Annotated in this window: 20 protein-coding genes, 1 tRNA gene and 2 pseudogenes; 15 read left to right on the top strand and 8 right to left on the bottom strand. The window is 37.3% G+C overall.

What is annotated here, in order from left to right:
* Positions 1-2: 2 nt before the first annotated feature.
* Positions 3-79, bottom strand: a tRNA-Val gene (locus tag Q4489_RS07595).
* Positions 80-214: 135 nt separating this feature from the next.
* The gene (locus Q4489_RS07590; RefSeq protein ID WP_303478634.1) at positions 215-1,588 is read right to left on the bottom strand and encodes an MATE family efflux transporter; all 1,374 of its coding nucleotides are present in this window, start codon (positions 1,586-1,588) and stop codon (positions 215-217) included.
* A 64-nt stretch (positions 1,589-1,652) separates the two neighbouring features.
* Between Q4489_RS07590 and Q4489_RS07585 the strand changes: the two genes are divergently transcribed.
* Complete coding sequence (locus Q4489_RS07585; protein WP_303478631.1) at positions 1,653-2,264, top strand: riboflavin synthase subunit alpha; 612 nt, start codon at positions 1,653-1,655, stop codon at positions 2,262-2,264.
* 10 nt (positions 2,265-2,274) lie between these two features.
* On the opposite strand, the gene Q4489_RS07580 is transcribed toward Q4489_RS07585, so the two are convergent.
* The 3 genes from Q4489_RS07580 to Q4489_RS07570 form a co-directional block, all read right to left on the bottom strand.
* On the bottom strand, positions 2,275-2,487 hold the full coding sequence (locus Q4489_RS07580; protein ID WP_074499374.1) for a CPXCG motif-containing cysteine-rich protein: 213 nt from the start codon (positions 2,485-2,487) through the stop codon (positions 2,275-2,277).
* 148 nt (positions 2,488-2,635) lie between these two features.
* Complete coding sequence (locus Q4489_RS07575; RefSeq protein ID WP_303478627.1) at positions 2,636-3,502, bottom strand: fructosamine kinase family protein; 867 nt, start codon at positions 3,500-3,502, stop codon at positions 2,636-2,638.
* Between the two features lie 40 nt (positions 3,503-3,542).
* On the bottom strand, positions 3,543-4,163 hold the full coding sequence (locus Q4489_RS07570) for a hypothetical protein (RefSeq protein ID WP_303478624.1): 621 nt from the start codon (positions 4,161-4,163) through the stop codon (positions 3,543-3,545).
* A gap of 241 nt (positions 4,164-4,404) precedes the next feature.
* Here Q4489_RS07570 and thrS point away from each other — a divergent pair, with 241 nt between their 5' ends.
* From thrS to Q4489_RS07530, 8 genes are all read left to right on the top strand, one after another.
* Positions 4,405-6,315: a threonine--tRNA ligase gene (thrS, locus tag Q4489_RS07565; RefSeq protein ID WP_303478622.1), complete on the top strand. Its 1,911-nt coding sequence runs from the start codon at positions 4,405-4,407 to the stop codon at positions 6,313-6,315.
* Positions 6,316-6,383: 68 nt separating this feature from the next.
* The gene (gene infC, locus Q4489_RS07560) at positions 6,384-6,923 is read left to right on the top strand and encodes a translation initiation factor IF-3 (RefSeq protein ID WP_303478909.1); all 540 of its coding nucleotides are present in this window, start codon (positions 6,384-6,386) and stop codon (positions 6,921-6,923) included.
* A 150-nt stretch (positions 6,924-7,073) separates the two neighbouring features.
* Positions 7,074-7,271: a 50S ribosomal protein L35 gene (gene rpmI / locus Q4489_RS07555; RefSeq protein WP_193021437.1), complete on the top strand. Its 198-nt coding sequence runs from the start codon at positions 7,074-7,076 to the stop codon at positions 7,269-7,271.
* Positions 7,272-7,289: 18 nt separating this feature from the next.
* Positions 7,290-7,646, top strand: coding sequence for a 50S ribosomal protein L20 (gene rplT / locus Q4489_RS07550; RefSeq protein ID WP_074499380.1), 357 nt, complete (start codon positions 7,290-7,292; stop codon positions 7,644-7,646).
* Positions 7,647-8,058: 412 nt separating this feature from the next.
* Positions 8,059-9,162, top strand: coding sequence for a phosphoribosylaminoimidazolesuccinocarboxamide synthase (locus Q4489_RS07545; protein WP_303478618.1), 1,104 nt, complete (start codon positions 8,059-8,061; stop codon positions 9,160-9,162).
* 381 nt (positions 9,163-9,543) lie between these two features.
* Positions 9,544-10,101 carry a hypothetical protein gene (locus tag Q4489_RS07540; RefSeq protein ID WP_303478617.1) on the top strand — a complete coding sequence of 186 codons (558 nt, stop codon included), beginning with the start codon at positions 9,544-9,546 and terminating at the stop codon, positions 10,099-10,101.
* A gap of 114 nt (positions 10,102-10,215) precedes the next feature.
* A complete protein-coding gene (locus tag Q4489_RS07535) occupies positions 10,216-10,671 on the top strand; it encodes a hypothetical protein (RefSeq protein ID WP_303478615.1) in 456 nt (151 codons plus the stop codon).
* Positions 10,672-10,766: 95 nt separating this feature from the next.
* Positions 10,767-11,714, top strand: a complete 948-nt coding sequence (locus Q4489_RS07530) for an alpha/beta fold hydrolase (RefSeq protein ID WP_303478614.1) — start codon at positions 10,767-10,769, stop codon at positions 11,712-11,714.
* Between the two features lie 480 nt (positions 11,715-12,194).
* Here the strand turns inward: Q4489_RS07530 and Q4489_RS07525 are convergent, their stop codons facing one another.
* Both Q4489_RS07525 and Q4489_RS07520 read right to left on the bottom strand, forming a co-directional pair.
* Positions 12,195-13,835, bottom strand: a complete 1,641-nt coding sequence (locus Q4489_RS07525) for an HAD family acid phosphatase (protein WP_303478613.1) — start codon at positions 13,833-13,835, stop codon at positions 12,195-12,197.
* A gap of 378 nt (positions 13,836-14,213) precedes the next feature.
* A complete protein-coding gene (locus tag Q4489_RS07520; RefSeq protein ID WP_303478611.1) occupies positions 14,214-14,378 on the bottom strand; it encodes a hypothetical protein in 165 nt (54 codons plus the stop codon).
* A 362-nt stretch (positions 14,379-14,740) separates the two neighbouring features.
* Between Q4489_RS07520 and Q4489_RS07515 the strand changes: the two genes are divergently transcribed.
* Positions 14,741-15,283 carry a DUF4287 domain-containing protein gene (locus tag Q4489_RS07515; RefSeq protein ID WP_303478609.1) on the top strand — a complete coding sequence of 181 codons (543 nt, stop codon included), beginning with the start codon at positions 14,741-14,743 and terminating at the stop codon, positions 15,281-15,283.
* A gap of 39 nt (positions 15,284-15,322) precedes the next feature.
* On the opposite strand, the pseudogene Q4489_RS07510 reads toward Q4489_RS07515, so the two are convergent.
* Positions 15,323-15,531: pseudogene (locus tag Q4489_RS07510) on the bottom strand (transposase); the annotation flags it as partial.
* Between the two features lie 211 nt (positions 15,532-15,742).
* Between Q4489_RS07510 and Q4489_RS07505 the strand changes: the two are divergent.
* From Q4489_RS07505 to Q4489_RS07485, 5 genes and pseudogenes are all read left to right on the top strand, one after another.
* Positions 15,743-16,414 (top strand): DUF2268 domain-containing putative Zn-dependent protease, encoded by a 672-nt coding sequence (locus Q4489_RS07505; RefSeq protein ID WP_303478607.1) that lies wholly within the window; start codon positions 15,743-15,745, stop codon positions 16,412-16,414.
* Entirely contained in the window at positions 16,414-16,761 is a 348-nt protein-coding gene (locus Q4489_RS07500; RefSeq protein WP_303478604.1) for a hypothetical protein, read from the top strand. The genes Q4489_RS07505 and Q4489_RS07500 overlap by 1 nt, the downstream gene beginning before the upstream one ends.
* A 171-nt stretch (positions 16,762-16,932) precedes the next feature.
* Complete coding sequence (locus Q4489_RS07495; protein WP_303478602.1) at positions 16,933-17,787, top strand: acyl-CoA thioester hydrolase/BAAT C-terminal domain-containing protein; 855 nt, start codon at positions 16,933-16,935, stop codon at positions 17,785-17,787.
* A gap of 180 nt (positions 17,788-17,967) precedes the next feature.
* Positions 17,968-18,172 (top strand): annotated as a pseudogene (locus Q4489_RS07490) (type II toxin-antitoxin system Phd/YefM family antitoxin); the annotation flags it as partial.
* Between the two features lie 207 nt (positions 18,173-18,379).
* A complete protein-coding gene (locus Q4489_RS07485; RefSeq protein ID WP_303478599.1) occupies positions 18,380-18,649 on the top strand; it encodes a hypothetical protein in 270 nt (89 codons plus the stop codon).
* The last annotated feature ends 48 nt before the right edge of the window (positions 18,650-18,697 follow it).

The following is an 18,697-nucleotide window of genomic DNA, read 5'->3' as shown; positions in this document are numbered from 1 at the left end:
AGTGGTGGGTGCGACTGGATTCGAACCAGCGACCTCTTGCATGTCAAGCAAGCGCTCTAACCAACTGAGCTACGCTCCCACTTTAGCGTTAAAGACGAAGGCTCGTCTTTAACGGAGCGCTATGTTAGCGATCTGATATTCGTCTTGCAAGCGTTTTTAAATGTTTTATCAGTATTTTGTCACTGTTTGCTTAACAATTGCTCACTTTAACACATTAACGTGTTAGTTGAGCCTCAGTTGCAAAACGCGCTTGAACCACTTTTAAACGCCAACCTAACAATATAGCTGCAGTTGTTAACCCTGATATTATACCAATCCAAAAACCATAAGGCCCAATAGGCGCTATTATCCAATCAGTGATGCCCAGCACTAAACCTACGCTCAGGCCAACTACCCAATATGAAACGAAGGTTAAATATAAAATGGCTGTCGTGTCTTTGTATCCACGTAGCGCGCCAGCAGCGATCACTTGAATAGCATCTGAAAATTGAAACAGGGTTGCCAGTAACATTAAGCTGGCTGCTAATTCTATTACCACACGTTCATGACTATATATTTCAGCGATTTGGACCCTAAAAACGACAGTTAATAGTGCGGTGAATACAGCAATTAACAGCCCAAGCGCAATAGAATAAGTGCATACTTGCTTGGCTTGTTCTATTTTTTTATTGCCAATGGCGGTGCCAACTAAAATAGTAACCGCCATCGCTAGACTTAACGGGATCATAAAAATAAGGCCCGAAAAATTAATAACGATTTGATGACTTGCTACGGTTTCTGCGCCAAAAGGAGCAAGAATAATAGCAACCACACCAAATAAGCTTACTTCAAATAATAAAGATAACGCGATTGGCACCCCTAAAATAAGAATGTATTTTATTTCATGCCAATTAGGCAAATACAGTTTGTCGAAGATAGGGGCATGCTTTAAATGTTTACTGAAAATGCAATACAAATACATACTAATACACATAACCCAATAAACAATAGCAGTGGCAATACCACAACCTGCACCACCTAACGCAGGTATATCTCCATAACCATAAATAAAAATATAATTTGCTGGAATGTTAATAAGTAGGCCAACAATACTTACAATCATGGTAGGTCGTGTATGCGATAAACCTTCAGAATAATTTCTAAAAACCAAATACAAACAAAAGCCTGGGCCGCCCCATACCACATATTCTAAATAATCAAATAACAATTGTTTAAGCTGTGGTTCTAAAGAAACATTTGCTTGAATATAGGGCGCTAACCCGTAATAAAGCGCTATAAGTGCCACTGACATGAAAAATGAAATCCATGCGGTTTGTTGGGTTGCTGCACCTATTTTTTTATAGTCATTTGCTCCTGATAATTGTGAAACAATGGCGGCAAGTGCCATCACCACACCAGAAATTGTTAAAATAATAGGCAACCAAATACTACTAGCGACGGCAATTGCTGCCATATCGGTAGAACTTACACGGCCAGCCATAACCGTATCGGCAAAGCCCATCAATGTTTGGATTAATTGAGCAATTAAAATAGGGTACGCTAAGGTCATCAACCTTTTAGTATTATCAATAAAGCCTTGAATGTGCATTAGTTGTGGTACTTAAAATAACAGGGCGCTAAAATGCGGGAACTTTTATAACGTTGGATCATATATGTTTACTGGCATAGTGCAATCACAAGCTGAAATTATTTCTGCAGATGTAAATCATGGGTTAATGAGATTAGTGATTAAAGGCAATCTCGCTTTAATTAACCATTTGCAACTCGGTGCAAGTATTGCTGTAAATGGTTGCTGTTTAACCGTTGTTGAGTTTTCTCAGCAACAACACAATAGTGTAATTCATTTTGATGTCATAGAAGAAACGTTAAAGCTTACTAATTTAGGTTGCTTATCAATAGCTGACAACGTAAATGTTGAACGCTCATTAAAAGTAGGTGACGAATTAGGTGGTCATATTGTTAGCGGCCATATTCATACCACGGCTTCTTTAACGCATATCGAACAAACTGAAACCAATTGTTCAATGACATTTAAGCTATCTGAACAGTGGAAAAAATTTGTTTTAGCCAAAGGTTTTATCACCGTTAATGGTATTAGCTTAACGGTGGGTGACGTGTTAAATGATCACTTTACGGTGCACTTGATCCCAGAAACTCTAAGCAGAACAAATTTATCTAGCTTATCGATAGGGGCTTTGGTAAATATTGAATGTGATCAACAAACCATTACTATTGTTAATACTATTGAACGAATGAAGCTTTAACAATACACGTTTATTGTTCATCACTATTGATAGCTAACTCAATTTTTTGGCGGTACTCGTCAATATGCATATTTAAATGTATGTCATTACAACAAGCTGAGCACTCGTCATAATAATCTTGATCACCTGATGTGGGATCAATCGTAACATAAACGTGGTGTCCGCAATGAGGGCATTCTATTCGAAGATCTGATACTTTTTGTGGAAGAGAATCATGCGGCATTATATCCCCCCAGATGCTGTGCATCGCTTTGTTTGTCTTACTTCTAAGTATGGTCATAAATTGGAAAACTGCTAACTTTCATCGTGAGCTTTCTTCAACTTATTTATTAGCGTTTGAATTTACTCACAATTCAATTATTCAAGCAAAATCACGCCATTGATAATATGCGGTTTATACATGCTTTCGCTTGTTCTACATATACACCACCAAAAATATTTGCATGATTTAATACATGATATAAATTGTATACATGTTTACGTACCCCATAAGCTTCAGGTAGTGGATAAGTGTCATAATATCCATGATAGAAATCTTCCGGTAAAGCACCGAATAATTCTGTCATCGCTATATCTGCTTCCCGATCACCATAATAGCTTGCAGGGTCGAAAATAACGGGCTGTTCGTTAGCAAATCCAATGTTACCTTGCCATAAATCTCCGTGTAATAAACAAGGCTCAACGTGATGGTTTAACAGTATTTGATGACAAGCGTTAGTAATAAAATCAATATCACCAAAGACTATCGATTTTTCATTCAATAATTGCAGCTGCCAACCAATGCGTTGTTCAGCAAAAAATTGCCGCCAATTACTACTCCACCTGTTAGGTTGTAAAATACTGCCAATAACATTATCTTGCTGCCAGCCAAATTGACCATGGCTTGTTTGCTTATGCATGGTGGCTAATTGTTCACCAAGCTTACGCCAAAGTGTGTTGGAAGGTTGATGAAAGTCAATGACCTGTAAAACTAAAAAGGCCTTATCAGTAGTTACACCAGTAGTAACGACAGAAGGGCATGCAATACACTCACTTTCTCTTATTTTATGTAAGTTGTATGCCTCAGCATCAAAATGTTCAAGCCTAGCTTTATCATTCACTTTTACAAAGTAACGCTGTTGTTCGCCGCTAATTAAAAAACTTTCGTTGATATCACCGCCGGTTACTGCGCTATACTTTTCTATGTTAAAAGTGCCTGATATTGCTTGTTCAATTGACTTTGCAATGCTGTTCCACATAGGCTCCCCTGTTTACAATATACTTTCAGGGTAAGTATAGTTAATCTGCAAAATGCTGTTGTAACTTTTCGAGTGATTTCCACAAACTTTTTTTCGCCACTTTATTCGCTACCCAGGTGGGAATGTTACCATTGGCTGATGCTGAAAATTGATAAGTAACCTCTAGCTCAGTAGGTGACAATTGTTTTATATTCCAACAACCAAAGTGCAAGGTCATTAATACCGAGCTTTCAGGTAAGGTAATAGGAGTCGGCTTGTTTTCAACCTTAATGACCATGATGCGCTCAGTGTGTGTTGTGACTGTTGAAGTTGCCTGCATGACACGCGGACTAATAAAGAAACCTCCTGAAAAATATGTGGTTATCATCGACTGGTTTTTTGCCAATTGAGTAATTTCAACATTTTCAGCGCGCGCTAACCACAATGCTACGCTTTCTTCATGATGTAAAAATTGATAAAAATGGTTGATTTTAGTGGGTAGGGTAATCTTGGCTTGCAGCGCTATTGACTGCTTATTTGGCATTCTAGCAGTACTCACAGAATAGTCAGTATTACTTTTCCAAAGGTTCCAATCTAGGTTGTAATGATAGCCACATGTATGTTGTGTGGAAGCTTCAACAAGGGTACAAAAAAATAAGCTTAAATAGGTTAATAACTTCATAATGGTGATCTTAACACGCATACCGTTAAAGGACTGGATAATTAATCAGCCAAAGCACGATTATCCGTTGCATTGTAAGAGATAATCGCCTATATTCACACGCTTATAAAAGCAAGCTTCACGTGTTGATTCACTGAATCATATTATAGCGATATAAATGTGCTTAAGCTTGATAGATTTAATTATAGTTTACACCACATGCGACGCTTGGTATGCGCCGCCACTGTAGAAAGGAAATATCATGCCTGTTATTACTCTCCCTGACGGAAGTCAACGTTCATTTGAAAATGCAGTATCTGTAATGGATGTTGCGTTAGATATCGGCCCTGGTTTAGCAAAAGCGACTATTGCAGGACGTGTTAATGGTGAACTTGTTGATGCCTGTGAATTAATTGAAGCAGACGCTGAATTACAACTGATCACCAATAAAGACCAAGATGGCGTTGAAATTATTCGTCACTCATGTGCGCATTTATTAGGGCATGCTATTAAACAACTATGGCCAAGTGCAAAAATGGCGATTGGCCCTGTGATTGAAAATGGCTTTTATTACGATATTGATCTAGACCATTCAATTAATGAAGATGATATTGCCAAGTTAGAAAAGCGTATGCTTGAACTGGCAAAAACAAATTATGATGTTGTTAAGAAAACTGTTTCTTGGCAAGAAGCTCGCGATACATTCGAAGCACGTGGCGAAAGCTACAAGATGGAAATACTCGACGAAAATATAGAAAAAGATGATCGTCCAGGGTTATACCATCATGAAGAATATATTGACATGTGTCGTGGTCCTCACGTACCAAACATGCGCCACTGTCATCATTTAAAATTGATGAAAGTAGCTGGTGCGTACTGGCGTGGTGATTCTGATAACAAAATGCTACAACGCATTTATGGTACAGCTTGGGCTGATAAAAAACAGCTTAAAGCATACATCCAACGATTAGCCGAAGCTGAAAAGCGAGATCACCGTAAAATTGGTAAAACACTTGATTTATTTCACTGGCAAGAAGAAGCGCCAGGCATGGTTTTTTGGCATAATGATGGGTGGACGATTTATACCGAACTTGAGAAATTTGTTCGTGAAAAATTGCACGAATATGATTACGACGAAGTAAAAGGCCCATTAATGATGGACCGCGTACTTTGGGAAAAATCAGGTCACTGGGACAAATACGCAGAAGCAATGTTCACTACGGAATCAGAAAAACGTGAATACGCGATAAAGCCCATGAACTGCCCAGGCCACGTACAAATTTTTAATCAAGGCTTAAAATCATACCGTGATTTACCTTTACGTATGGCCGAGTTTGGTTGTTGTCACCGAAATGAACCTTCAGGTGCGCTTCATGGCTTAATGCGTGTTCGTGGTTTTACGCAAGATGATGCACATATATTCTGTACAGAAGATCAAGTGCAAAGTGAAGTCACAAAGTGTATCGAATTAGTTTATGATGTGTATCAAACCTTTGGTTTTGAAGATATTATTGTTAAGCTATCAACGCGCCCTGAAAAGCGTATTGGTACAGATGAAATGTGGGATAAAGCCGAGCTTGGTTTAGCTGAAGCTATGAAGTCGAAAGGTATTGAATTTGAATACTTGCCGGGTGAAGGCGCGTTTTATGGCCCTAAAATTGAATTTACCTTACTCGATTGTTTAGGTCGTAACTGGCAGTGTGGTACGGTACAATTAGATTTCGCGTTGCCAGAACGTTTAGGTGCAACTTACGTAGGTGAAGATAATGAACGTTATATGCCAGTGATGATTCACCGCGCAATTTTAGGTTCATTAGAAAGATTTATCGGTATTTTGATTGAAGAATACTCAGGTAAATTTCCAACGTGGTTATCACCAAATCAAGCAACTGTGATGAATATTACTGACAAACAGTCAGAATATTGTCAAAAAGTTGTAAAAAAACTAAAAGAAAGTGGATTTAGAGCAAAAGTAGACTTGAGAAATGAGAAGATAGGCTTTAAAATTCGCGAGCACACTTTGAAGCGTGTTCCATATCTTTTAGTTGTAGGTGACAAAGAAATGGAAAATGGCGAAATTGCCATTCGCACAAGAAGTGGGGAAGATTTAGGAAAAATGTCGGTTGACGACTTTATTGCTAAGCTTAGCGATGAAGTAAGTTCACGGGCATAAATGCTGTTTGAGAATACGCTCAAACCCTTTTGCTAAATTGTTTGTTTTAATGCTTGGAGGAATAAACTATCAAAGGTAGTTTAAAAGGCGGTCAAAAAGAACCGCAACACAAACTGAATGAAGCCATTACAGCGTCAGAAGTACGTTTAGTAGGCTTAGAGAACGAAGCACTTGGTGTTGTTTCACTAGATGAAGCTTTAGATGCAGCTGAAAAGGCTGGGGTCGATTTAGTAGAAATCAGCCCTACGGCGAAACCGCCAGTTTGTCGTGTAATGGACTACGGTAAGTTCCTTTACGAAAAAAGCAAACAGCAAAAAGAACAGAAGAAAAAGCAGAAACAAATTCAGGTTAAGGAAATTAAATTCCGTCCTGGTACAGATGAAGGTGACTATCAAGTTAAATTACGTAACTTGAAGCGCTTCGTAGAAGGTGGCGATAAAGTTAAAGTAACTTTACGCTTCCGCGGTCGTGAGATGGCCCACCAAGAACTGGGTATAGAACTTTTAACACGTGTTAAAAACGATTTAGAAGAACTTACTACAGTTGAGTCTTTCCCTCGTAGAGCGGAAGGCCGACAAATGGTGATGGTACTTGCACCGAAAAAATAATCAGTAGCTGGTTTTAGCAAGTAGTAGAAAGTAATTTCTGCTCACCACTATTGTTTTTAACGGGTAACGTTAGGCCTACAAGTAGAACAGCATTAAACACTGTTTTCGCCTGCGTTGCTAAATTTCAATGGCAATGTGGAGTTTACATCAATGCCTAAAATGAAAACAAATAAAGGTGCTGCAAAGCGCTTTAAAAAAACTGCTTCAGGCGGTTACAAATGCAAACAAGCTGGTCTTCGTCATATCTTGACTAAGCGTCGTACTAAAGTAAAACGTCATCTTCGTGCTAAAAGCATGGTTGCTGCTTCAGATGTGAAAGCAGTTGATAAATTACTTCGCAACGCTTAATTAAGAGGAGATTAGCACATGGCAAGAGTAAAACGCGGTGTAGTAGCACGTCGTTCTCACAAGAAAATTTTAAAGCAAGCGAAAGGTTACTACGGTGCTCGTAGTCGCGTATATCGCGTTGCTTTCCAAGCTGTAACTAAAGCTGGCCAATACGCATATCGTGACCGTCGTCAACGTAAGCGTCAATTCCGTCAACTTTGGATTGCTCGTATAAATGCGGCAGCTCGTCAAAATGGTTTATCTTACAGCCGTTTCATCAATGGCTTGAAAAAAGCATCGATTGAAATCGATCGTAAGATCCTAGCTGACATTGCAGTATATGACAAAGCAGCATTCTCTGTATTAGTTGAAAAAGCGCAAGCTTCTTTAGCATAATTGAGACGTTGGTATTGAAAAGGGCGCCCATGGGCGTCCTTTTTCTTTTAGACAGATAATTTTTATTGTTGAGTTGCTCTAATAGCGTCGTCACTAATGCTCATTTACCTACGTAAGCTGCGCGTTAGTTCCTTGCTCTTAAATCAACTAATGGCAAAAATTTTCATCTAAATTGTTTAAGGTGCAAGTGTGTAATTTCTCCTTGAACTTTAACCTATGCTCTTCAAACTAAACAGCTAGGTAGTTTGATAGTTTTTTTATCTAAACTGTTTAAATAGCTAGGTTGTTTTATAAAATTTTGCGCGATTTTATCGTGAAAGTTCAGATATAATTGCTAACCAGAGAACTTATTCGTTTATCACCAACGCTTGATGTTAAACAAATAGATTCTTACTTATAAAAGGTTTAAACGATGAGTAATGCTAATGGCGTTTTAGCCGTCAATGACGATTTACCTATTCGCACTGATTTACCCGTTCATAGCGGTAAAGTTCGCTCTGTTTATTGGTTAACAGCACAAGACAGTGCCCGATTAATTGAAGAAAAAGGCTATAACGTACCTGCTGATACAGAACTTGCTATCATGGTAATTAGTGATCGTATTTCTGCGTTTGATTGTATTTGGCACGGAGAAGGCAATATGCGTGGCGTACCTGGTAAAGGTGCTGCGCTCAACGCGATATCAAATCATTGGTTTAAACTGTTCAAAGAGCAAGGCTTAGCAGACAGTCATATACTCGATATTCCGCACCCATTTGTATGGATAGTACAGAAAGCAAAACCAGTAATGATTGAAGCGATTTGTCGTAGCTATATTACTGGTTCTATGTGGCGCGCATATGAAAAAGGTGAACGCGATTTTTGTGGTATTCAATTACCTGAAGGTTTGCAACGTGATACTAAGTTACCGAACTTGTTAATGACACCGTCAACAAAAGGTATATTAAAGGGTATTCCAAGCGTGCCTGAAGCTGATGACGTAAACATTACGCGGCAAAACATTGTTGATAATTACCAAGCTTTTAATTTTCAATCAACGGATGATGTTGCTTTATATGAAAAGCTACTTACCGAAGGTTTTAATGTTATTTCAACGGCACTTGCAAAGCTTGACCAAATCTTTGTTGATACTAAATTCGAATTTGGCTATGTCAAAGATAGAGCAGGTAATGATAAATTAATTTACATGGATGAAGTAGGCACGCCAGATTCATCACGTATTTGGGATGGTGCATCTTATCGTAATGGCGAGGTTGTTGAGAACTCGAAAGAGGGCTTTAGACAATTATTACTTTCGCATTTTCCTGATCCTGATATTTTACTTAATAAAGAGCGTATGGCAGAGCGAACGGCACTTGCAGGGTGTAACGCGTTACCAAGACAGGTGCTAATGGCAGTATCTAAAACCTACATAGATATTGCTGAAAAAATAACAGGCGAAAAAATAGTGCTAAGTGAAAACCCAAAAGCTGAAATTATCGCAGTGCTTAAAGATAAGTATCAATTGATTGATTAACAATTAACGCATAAGATTTAAATCATTTATTAAATGGCCTCAACTTACGTTGGGGCTTTTTTATCACTGTAATATTACTTAATTTAGTTAAATAAAATAAAAAAACATTAAACCATATGATTATTTATACAGTACCTGTCGAATTCTCGTTTTTGCATGTAAATCAAGAATTATTCTAGTTTTAAACGGAGAAAGCGAGAATTGGAAGTACTATCTCGTTGATATAGTTAAGAAGAAGTGATAATTTGAAATTTCAATTTTATGAAATGAGAACCTGTTCGTAGCGTTACTTACGAGAACGGTTCTTATGAATAAGCTGTTAGGCCTCTTATGAATATTTGTGACATCAATTATTGGATTACTCTACTCGAGGAGTTTGGAATGTTTTATTTAACGGCTATCTTAGTTTTTTTAACCGCTATTTATGCTTACTTAACACATAGAATGGTTAAAGTTAGTGAAGAATCAGTAAATGAAACAAAAATTCAAACAGAAGCGTTAACTCGTCCTTATATAACAATTCAACCAATATTAAAAAAACATTCTCCTGTTATATCTTTAAGTATAAAAAATACTGGTTTAAGCGCTGCAAGCAATTTACGTATATCTATAGATCGTGATTTTTTTCAGTTTAACCAACCGGAAGATCCAACAAAAAATATTCGTAATTTTAAAATTTTTAGTAAGCCAATTAAAAGCTTTGCTCCTAATTATGAATTAACTTTTCCATTAGCCCAAAGCTTTTTTATTTTAGGTGCTGAAGCATCAGATAGTTGTCCTTCAGAGTTTCTAATTACCGCTGAATATGAGTTTGCTGGTAAATCTGTCATTGAAGAAAGCTATATTGACATCGAAGTTTTTACTGGTGGTGAAGTAGATCGTGATCCACTTGTTTCTGAAATAGAAAAAATACGAGAAAGTATCGAGTCAAAGGCCTAACAAGGGTTTTCAAGTCGGACAAATTACAGTTGGCTTTTTGTTCGTGCCTCACTTATTTTAGCCAACGGCAATTTGCCGCTTAAAACGGCGTTATGTGTTCCTAGGAGTGTGGAGTTGAGTTTCGGTCAGGTTTCAAAATATCTAACTTTTTGCATTTCTATTGCACTTAGTCTTCCGGTAAAAGCCAATGTTTGCGATGTTAGTACTTTAGATAACTATATAGATAAAATAGAGTTCCTTCCGGCAAATACAATGTGTGGTTCTCAAATGAGTATGCTCCTCATCTCTTTCAAAAAAGAGGGGGGTATAAAGCAAAATAAGCTACAAGGCATTAGCCTAGATGTTAGAAGTCTAAATAATAGTAGCATTACACGTTATTCATTAAAGCATTCAAAATCAACTAAAAATAAAGTTGCTTTAACGTGCTTAAATAAGGCTTACATTAACAACAGTATATTGATTTTTACCGTATCACAAATGAAAAAGACTAAGGCTAGTAACAGTAATAAATTATCACTTAAGAGCCGTAAACTTGAATGTAAATTAAAGTCATTGATATTGAACACATAACAAGCCATTACAGTAATGGGACTGCTAACAGCTTGCTCGGTTCCGCTTCGCTACAAATTTTAGCAAGCTATTATCAGCCCCTTATGCGGGCGTTTATGTTTTTAGGAACGAGTTTAGTTGTAAATGGATACACTTATAAATTAAAAAAGGAAAAAGGAATGATTAAAATAGCGGGATTTTTTATATTTATATTGGCAACTGTTTTTAATGCTTACGGTAAGCAGCAAATCAAACCAAGCATTGCAACGTCTTTTCAAGTCGAAAAAGTCAACTTATATATTGAATGCTATGGGCAAGGCTCCCCGGCAATCATCATTAATGCTGGTTTAGGTGGCACTGTTGAAAAAGATGGGTGGCGAGAATTAATAAAGTCACTGCACCTTAAAAATACACTATGTGTCTATGACAGAGCAAATTTAGGGAAAAGCGGCAAATCGATAGGTCATTATGACGTTGGTACTATAGTTGAGCATCAAAATCTTTTATTACAAAAAGCAGGTGTTAAACCACCTTTTGTGATGGTTGGACATTCTTATGGTGCTTACCCCATTAAACTATTCAATCACCTTTATCCTGAAAAAGTAGCGGCTATTTTACTTGTGGACCCTTCATTATACGGTCAATTTAAAAGTCATATTAATAAATGGGACCCAGTAAATGATAAATACAATGCTGAAACGCGCAACCAAATGGAAAAAGAGTTAGCTAGTTGGAATGGTACTCCAAATAATATTGAAAATATTAATAATAGAACAAGCTCAATTCTTATAGAAAATAGTTCTGATTTTGGTGATAAACCTTATGTTTTGTTATGGGCAAGAGATGCAATCTGGCAACCACCAAAGAAAATTCCAGATGGCTGGCATCCAGCAGTTTGGGAACGGATTAAAAAATCTTATGTTTTAGATTTAGAAAACATGCAAACCCTATCAAAAAATATAAAAATTACTTTTGCTAAAACGCCTGAGCACTACATTCATAAATTTGAGCCAGAAGCTGTTATCAATGAAATCAATTACTTATTAAATAAGCTTGAAGAATGATAGACAAAACAAGCGCCTAAACACCGCAGTTGGCTTTTTGTTGTGCCTCACTTATTTTAGCCAACAGTAATTTGCCGTTTAAAACGCCGTTAGTTTTACAACAAAGTTATGCTATGTGTCTCTAAAATTAGGCATAAATTTCAATTTAACTCGTTTTAAAAAGGTTGTTTCTATAGACTAATAACAGATAGTGAAATAAAACGTATTATTAAAAAACACACTTGTTTTGCTCTTTTCTTAGTATTAGTGCCAATTGTATTTATACGGCTAATTTCATCTTTTTTCAGGGGGTCATGATTTAAATTATCTAATGTTCTATATTACTCCTGTTTCCTTTGTTGTTGCTTGCGCACACTTTATACAGAGTGTTCCTATCGATATAAACGCCATTAGATCAGTAAAGCAATAGAACGGAATATACTGCCCACTTTGGTGTGGGCAGTTCACGCTTGTCGCTTAAATTTTGCTATTAGGCGTAAATTACCAAGACCCATACATTGGGTTTGGTAGTAATATGAGTTCACCATTAGCACGAGGGAGTAGTGCTTTCACATCGGCTTCTTCCTGAGTTACACCTGAGAAGTCTTCTATGTTGTCACCCACTTGCATAATGATTGTAAGCTCTGGGAACAATGATGTTCTTGAACCGTTAGGTGTGTAGCAGTTAGCTGTGCCATTTTGTATTTTCTGGCGCCTTAAGTCTTTGTCGTTAATTATGCTCACGCCGTCAATTGCGGCTTTATCTGCACTAGTTCTGCCCATTACACAAGTATTATCAGTTGTAACAGGAATACCTAATGCACGAAGATTATTCCAAGTGTGATTATCTTGCTCGCTATCGCGGTTGGTGATTAATGCGAGTTTTCCGCCTTGTTGGAAAACGCTTTGAATAAACGCTTTAACACCAGGTACTAGCGTTGCTTTTTCTGAGGCAACCCAATCACGCCATGTTTTTGGTGAGTAGCTTTCGCCTTGTTTTTCTATATTTACTTGATATTGACTATTATCTAACACGGTTTCATCTACATCCATTACAACAGCCCATGATGTCTTTGGTAAGGCCATATTTTCTAATGCCTCAGTTGCCCGTTTGTAGGTAACCGAGGTTAAGTAGCTGTATTCTTTACTGGTGGTTTGCCATTTTACTGCAGTGGATAACGGGTAAGTGATATTTGATAACTCAACAGATAAAGCACAATGATCGCTTAGCATTGCTTTTGGAGACATATCGTCAAAATAATGCATTGTTACTGTTTTTTGTAGACCTTTTTCAGGCATATTTCCTGCTAAAATATGGTCAATTGGCGCAGGGTAGTAGGGATGACAACCAATGATGTCTGCCCCTAAGTTTTCGAGACTGCTCGTGCTGTTGTTTTCGTTAGCAGATAACTGGCGAGTTAAATGATTATAAGGTGCAGATAAACGATGATTAAAGTCACCTAAAATCATATACGGCATGCCCGTTCGTTCTTTTTTCTCAGCCCATTTGTCTAAAAGTGGGGCTTGTTGAGCGAAAATATTACATGCATCAGAGTCAGCTCGTGAGTAGTTGTCAACAAAACAACCACTTTTCATATGAACATTAAGTAATGTCATTGCGCCAAAAGGTGAATTAATCGTGAGTTCTAAACCATAGCGTAAGCCAGGGCGCTGTAGAGCTAGTGCGTCAAAGGCTTTAGTATTTAAAATTTCAATATCTTTACGTACGACAAAGGCTACTTTTTGTTGTGTTGATTTTGCAGCCGTTTTACGACAGTCATAAGTTTTGCTGTCAGCTCTGGTTGAAATAATGATGTTCCATTCACTTTTTGGGAAGAGTAATTCAACCGCCTCAGAAGAGGCAACTTCTTGTAAAGCGACAATGTCGGCATTTAATGACTTAGCATATTGTTTTAATTGGGTAGTTTCTGCTTCAGTTCTAGCTCGGCACCCGTCAGAAATAGGAAAGGCTAAGTGCTCTGTATTCCACGTTGCTACCACTAAACCTTGAGGTTTTGTCTGTGCTGTAGTCGTTGAAACAACGGGTGTTGTTGCTTGTTTTTTTATAGAAGTGGAGCAGGCTGTGGTTAACATGGAAAGTGTTCCAATGGTTAAACCAACAAGTAGACGGTTGAGGGTCATGTATAGTCCTAACGAGGTTATTATTTAAATAATTTTGATATGTTATAGCAAAAAGCACATGGCCTTTCACTTAGTTTATTCCGATTCTAGGCAAAGACACCCAACACAGGGTAAGCAACGTTACTCCGTAAGTTATTTTTGCGTCTATCTACGTTAAATTTGTAGCCAATAACTGACTATTAGAGCAACAAATCCGTTTTGATAACTGCATTTGTTGGGTCACCTTTAGCCCCCACTGTGTGTAAATGTCTTTCGGTATTTTGCTACCGTAGATGGATTGATAGTAAATAATACAATGTACTTAAACTTATTGAGCGCAGAAATCAAAGGGCCTTTTATTAATTCACACGCGACAGCAAAGAGTTGACCATTATATTTTTATTTTAACGCATTCGCCCAAGCATTGATTGCCTCAGGTTTAGACGAGATAACAGTGAAAATGGGGGTATTGTTTTGGTGTTCGAGTTCACAAACATCGTGTTTACGGTCTGCCCAATCGATGGCGATAAGGGCGGCAAAATCTGCAGGATTAAAAACTTTCATTTTTTAACTCCAAAGCGTAAAGTTAACCATGGGATATGGTAGTAGTATTGTTTCTCGCAGGTCTTATAGATAGTCGATATAGACGGCAATCCCTGAGTATGCGTATTGAAACAAGTGACTTCTGTTGCTTCGAAAGTCTTGTTATAAGCATCGAATGTTTTCGCTCAAATATTCGTAAGCAACAGAAGCATATTCCACCTATTAAGAAGTTAGGTAAACTGATTAATTAATGGAACGGAGTAACTGTAAGGCGTTTAAATGTACAAAAAACAGTGGGTTACGTTTCGCTTCGCTACACATTATAACCCACAATTTTTGTCCGCTTAACGTGGCGTTTTGTTTTGAATCAAAAGGTGGAGTATATGGATAAAGCGCTACAAACAATGATTGAAAATATGCCTGAGAAAACAGGTAAGAAGTTGGAAGAATGGATCCAAATATTGGATAAAGAGAATTTTGAGAAACATTCAATGGCTGTAAAGTTTTTGAAAACCGAACATGGAGTAACACATGGGTTTGCAAATACAATTGTCACTTTATCTAAAGAAAAACCTAACTCCTCTGAAGATTTAGTTGCAAATCAATATAGTGGTAAAGAATTACTCAAGCCCGTTTATGAAATGCTTCTTTCCTCAATAAAAAACTTCGGTGAAGATATTGTAATTACACCAAAAAAAGGAAGTGTCAGTTTAATTAGAAAAAAACAGTTTGCTTTAATTAAGCCCGCAACTAAAACAAGAATAGATTTGGGTTTGAAACTCAAAGGTGTCGAAGTACAAGGACGGTTAGAAGATTCTGGGCCATTTGGTGCTATGTGCACCCATAGAATTCAACTAAAGGATAAATCTGACGTTGACAAAGAAGTTATTGAATGGCTATCAAAAGCGTACGAAGCATCTGTTTAGTCAAAACATAACAAGAGACTATGGCGTCAATAGTTAATTTTACACTTTTGGCGCTTCCCACATTACACGGTCTTTGAGCATCGAATTTAAAAACACAATCATCTTTCTGATACACACTATTATCGCTACTTTTTAGGTTTACCAATGGCTAGTAATCGTTGGTATGTTTCTTTAATAACGGGATTTGATTGCATCGCTGACATCATTGCCATGTACAATACGGTTCTAACTTGTTCACGACCTCCTTGTTTACTGTGAAATATATATCGAGAGGACGTATATAAATGTCGAGTTGATATTTACCCGTATCGACACCAACGTTAATGTTTTGATTTGTTTTACTATTCATAATAAGCTAACCCTTGCTTGCATTTTGCGCGGTTTCGCTTTGCTACACATTTTAGCAAACTATTACCAACCCCTTATGTTTATCTAGGGTTTTGAATTACATGGAAAGTTATGTCTACTAAAATAACCGTTTTAAATGCGTCTGGAAAATTCAATCATGTTTTAGGTTTATTAGAGTCTAAAGCACAGGATTCACTTATTGAAATTGAAAAACATATTGTATTACCAAATCTAGATATCGTAATAAGTCCATGCCTCGAAGAGTACAAAAATGAGAGTGGTATTATGGGTTCTGCGAGCCCCCAAGTGTATGTTATTGATATAGGGTTAGATTCCGATAGGAAAGATCTCGTTGATATAATAAATAATAAACTCACCGCTGTTATTGCGCATGAAATACACCATGTTCTAAGATCAACTTCAGGCGTTAAAGAGAACAAACTGTTTCAAGTACTTATTTCAGAGGGACTTGCTTGTCATTTCGAGACCAAATTTAATAAACATGCTGTAAATGAGTTTTTTGATGAAGTCAGAAAATACGAGTGGCTTGATTTATATAATAAAATGCAAACAAACTTGGAAAATACTGATTTTAATTATCCTGTGTTTTTCGGTGGTAAAGATGTGACTAAATTTCCAAATAGAGCGGGCTACTGGGTTGGCTTTAATTTAGTTTCAGAATATATTGATAGGTTTGGTGGTTGTGCTATAACTCTTGTCGGTACACCAGCCGAAGAGTTGGTTGTAGCCGTAGAAAAAGTATTCAAAACAAGGATGAAGTAATGAAAGAATCTTCTTTAGCATTAAAAGCCGCTGAAAAATACCTTAAAGAAATGTTAGAAGCGGATGATACCGCTAATTTCGAATTATACATCAAGCGTTACGAAGAAAAATATCTCGTAAACTTCTCTAAAGAAAGTTTTTCAGATGACATCAAAAGTATGCATGAAAGGAATGGGATGAATACTGGCTACGAATTTCTAGGCTTATTGAGAAACACTAAATTCGATGATTTGGATGTTTTTAGAACAGTATGGAAAGGTATCTACGAAAAACGTGACGCAGTAATCGAAATGGGATTATATAAGAAAAACGGAAATTGGTACGTTATTAAGTCTGCTGTTTATTAAGGAGCATGATAAAACTTAACACTGTCAATGAGCACGAGTATTCTTTTGACTGTTTTTATACAGTGGCGGTCAATAATTCTAAATCAATAAACAATTTAATTTACTTTGTCTGTCGATGTAGCTGGTGAGCTTGGCGTTAAGCAGAAGGAAATAGCCCAGGGAATTTTATTTATGATGAAAATGATAGGGTTTTCTCAAGTTAAAGTATTGTTAATGTTCATTTCAGGACTACTTTATGCTTTTGTTGCTATAGCTGACAGTAGTGCTAGCTATTTAGTGAGTCAAATAAAGCAAAATGGAATTAATGCCTTGCTATACACCCCAAAGCTAGACAAGACTATACCTGCGGTTATTGTTCTTGGCGGCTCAAGCGGACGCTTGAACACTGAATATAGTGAAATATTAGCTGCCAACGGTATCGTAGTCTTGAGCCTGGCATACTTTAAAGCAGAAGGGTTACCACAAACCTTAGATAATGTCCCCGTTGAAATCGTTAGCCGAGGATTGGACTATTTACAGTCTTTGCCGCAAGTAGAAGTCACTCAGCTTGGTATTCTAGGGGTTTCACGCGGATCGGAGTTGGCGTTCTTAAGCGCTTCTGTGGATAATCGAGTTCGCGCTGTAGCAGGGATAGTGCCATCATCGGTGAGTTGGCATGGTCAAACAGGAGCAAATGCTTGGAGCTTGCAGAGTAAGCCAGTAGCCGCTTTAACATTCGAGCGGCGTTCACCGGTTCCCATATTTGAGCGTGCTAAACTCGCCTTAGATGACCAGCAGGCGGTCAAGCGAGCTCAATTTAGTTTTGACAATATAAACGGTGCAGTTTTGTTGGTCTCGGCTAAGCAAGATCATATTTGGCCGTCGCATTTTATGTCAAAACAAATTATAGCGCACTTAAAGCTATCTGGATTTAAGTTTCCTGTTCAGCATATCGTTGTGGATGATAATCACTTTTTGGGTGAGACCAGTAAAAAAAGTATTGAGAAATCAATAGTTGCCCATTTTTCACAACTAGAATCTCATTAACAGGGCAGTCAACGGACGAAAGGTTACCACAAACTGATATTTACTGAGACAATGATATGGTGATTTCTAAAGGCCAAATAAATAGGCATAAAAGCTCCGCCGATACTTTTTAAGCGTTAGCCGTTTAGTTGTAACCTCGAGCTTGTGTGATACATTATTTAATTCTAAATAGGCATTATAATGAGAGTTGAACTCGTCACTACACTTAAGCGTCAGGCGACTAAAATTTTGGCAGATCTCCATACCTCCAAAGAGCCAGTGTTAATTACTGAACATGGGCAACCATCTGCCTATTTAGTTGATGTCGATGATTATGAATTTATGCAACAGCTAAATGGCTATTCTTGAAGGCGTAGCACGCGGTGAGCAAGCAATTAAAAATGGTTATACACTCTCAAATCAAGAAATATCAATCAAACCTAATGCACATATTTTTACATCTAGTCGTGCAAACTGGGAGTATGAACTAGAAAACATTAAGTCATATGAACAGCTACCACAATAAACATATAATAAATGCGTCAGCAAAGACACTCATAAATTCACGCCTCTTATCGAGCCGTTATGTTTCAAATTAGTTAGGAATAAAATCATGACATGGATATACAAATCATTTACATATGCACCTAAACCTAAGGGTTTTGCGAAAGTTGATAATTTGTTTAGGGGCGACTCGAAATTTGAAAAAATTTTAAATAACTATAGTGAGTTAGGTTGGGAATATGTTGAAGCAATTAGTTTAAATATTGGTATATTGTCGACTAAAGAATATCTAATTTTACTTCGTGGTAAACATGTCTCTGCATACAATACCTTAGAACAAAAGGTTTTAAACGAAGCAAAGACACAGGTTAAAATATAACAAAAAATTAAGCCGGACTATTAACAGCTTGTACGTTTCCGCTTTGCT

It is taken from the genome of Thalassotalea sp. 1_MG-2023, from assembly GCF_030546745.1.
GTDB lineage: Bacteria > Pseudomonadota > Gammaproteobacteria > Enterobacterales > Alteromonadaceae > Thalassotalea_C.
This window is presented reverse-complemented; position numbering and strand designations above follow the sequence as displayed.

Coding starts and splice junctions, on each gene's coding strand:
- Q4489_RS07590 (WP_303478634.1), bottom strand. CDS start 1,588: ATGCACATTCAAGGCTTTATTGATAATACTAAAAGGTTGATGACCTTA.
- Q4489_RS07585 (WP_303478631.1), top strand. CDS start 1,653: ATGTTTACTGGCATAGTGCAATCACAAGCTGAAATTATTTCTGCAGAT.
- Q4489_RS07580 (WP_074499374.1), bottom strand. CDS start 2,487: ATGCCGCATGATTCTCTTCCACAAAAAGTATCAGATCTTCGAATAGAA.
- Q4489_RS07575 (WP_303478627.1), bottom strand. CDS start 3,502: ATGTGGAACAGCATTGCAAAGTCAATTGAACAAGCAATATCAGGCACT.
- Q4489_RS07570 (WP_303478624.1), bottom strand. CDS start 4,163: ATGAAGTTATTAACCTATTTAAGCTTATTTTTTTGTACCCTTGTTGAA.
- thrS (WP_303478622.1), top strand. CDS start 4,405: ATGCCTGTTATTACTCTCCCTGACGGAAGTCAACGTTCATTTGAAAAT.
- rpmI (WP_193021437.1), top strand. CDS start 7,074: ATGCCTAAAATGAAAACAAATAAAGGTGCTGCAAAGCGCTTTAAAAAA.
- rplT (WP_074499380.1), top strand. CDS start 7,290: ATGGCAAGAGTAAAACGCGGTGTAGTAGCACGTCGTTCTCACAAGAAA.
- Q4489_RS07545 (WP_303478618.1), top strand. CDS start 8,059: ATGAGTAATGCTAATGGCGTTTTAGCCGTCAATGACGATTTACCTATT.
- Q4489_RS07540 (WP_303478617.1), top strand. CDS start 9,544: ATGTTTTATTTAACGGCTATCTTAGTTTTTTTAACCGCTATTTATGCT.
- Q4489_RS07530 (WP_303478614.1), top strand. CDS start 10,767: ATGTTTTTAGGAACGAGTTTAGTTGTAAATGGATACACTTATAAATTA.
- Q4489_RS07525 (WP_303478613.1), bottom strand. CDS start 13,835: ATGACCCTCAACCGTCTACTTGTTGGTTTAACCATTGGAACACTTTCC.
- Q4489_RS07520 (WP_303478611.1), bottom strand. CDS start 14,378: ATGAAAGTTTTTAATCCTGCAGATTTTGCCGCCCTTATCGCCATCGAT.
- Q4489_RS07515 (WP_303478609.1), top strand. CDS start 14,741: ATGGATAAAGCGCTACAAACAATGATTGAAAATATGCCTGAGAAAACA.
- Q4489_RS07505 (WP_303478607.1), top strand. CDS start 15,743: ATGTCTACTAAAATAACCGTTTTAAATGCGTCTGGAAAATTCAATCAT.
- Q4489_RS07500 (WP_303478604.1), top strand. CDS start 16,414: ATGAAAGAATCTTCTTTAGCATTAAAAGCCGCTGAAAAATACCTTAAA.
- Q4489_RS07495 (WP_303478602.1), top strand. CDS start 16,933: ATGATGAAAATGATAGGGTTTTCTCAAGTTAAAGTATTGTTAATGTTC.
- Q4489_RS07485 (WP_303478599.1), top strand. CDS start 18,380: ATGACATGGATATACAAATCATTTACATATGCACCTAAACCTAAGGGT.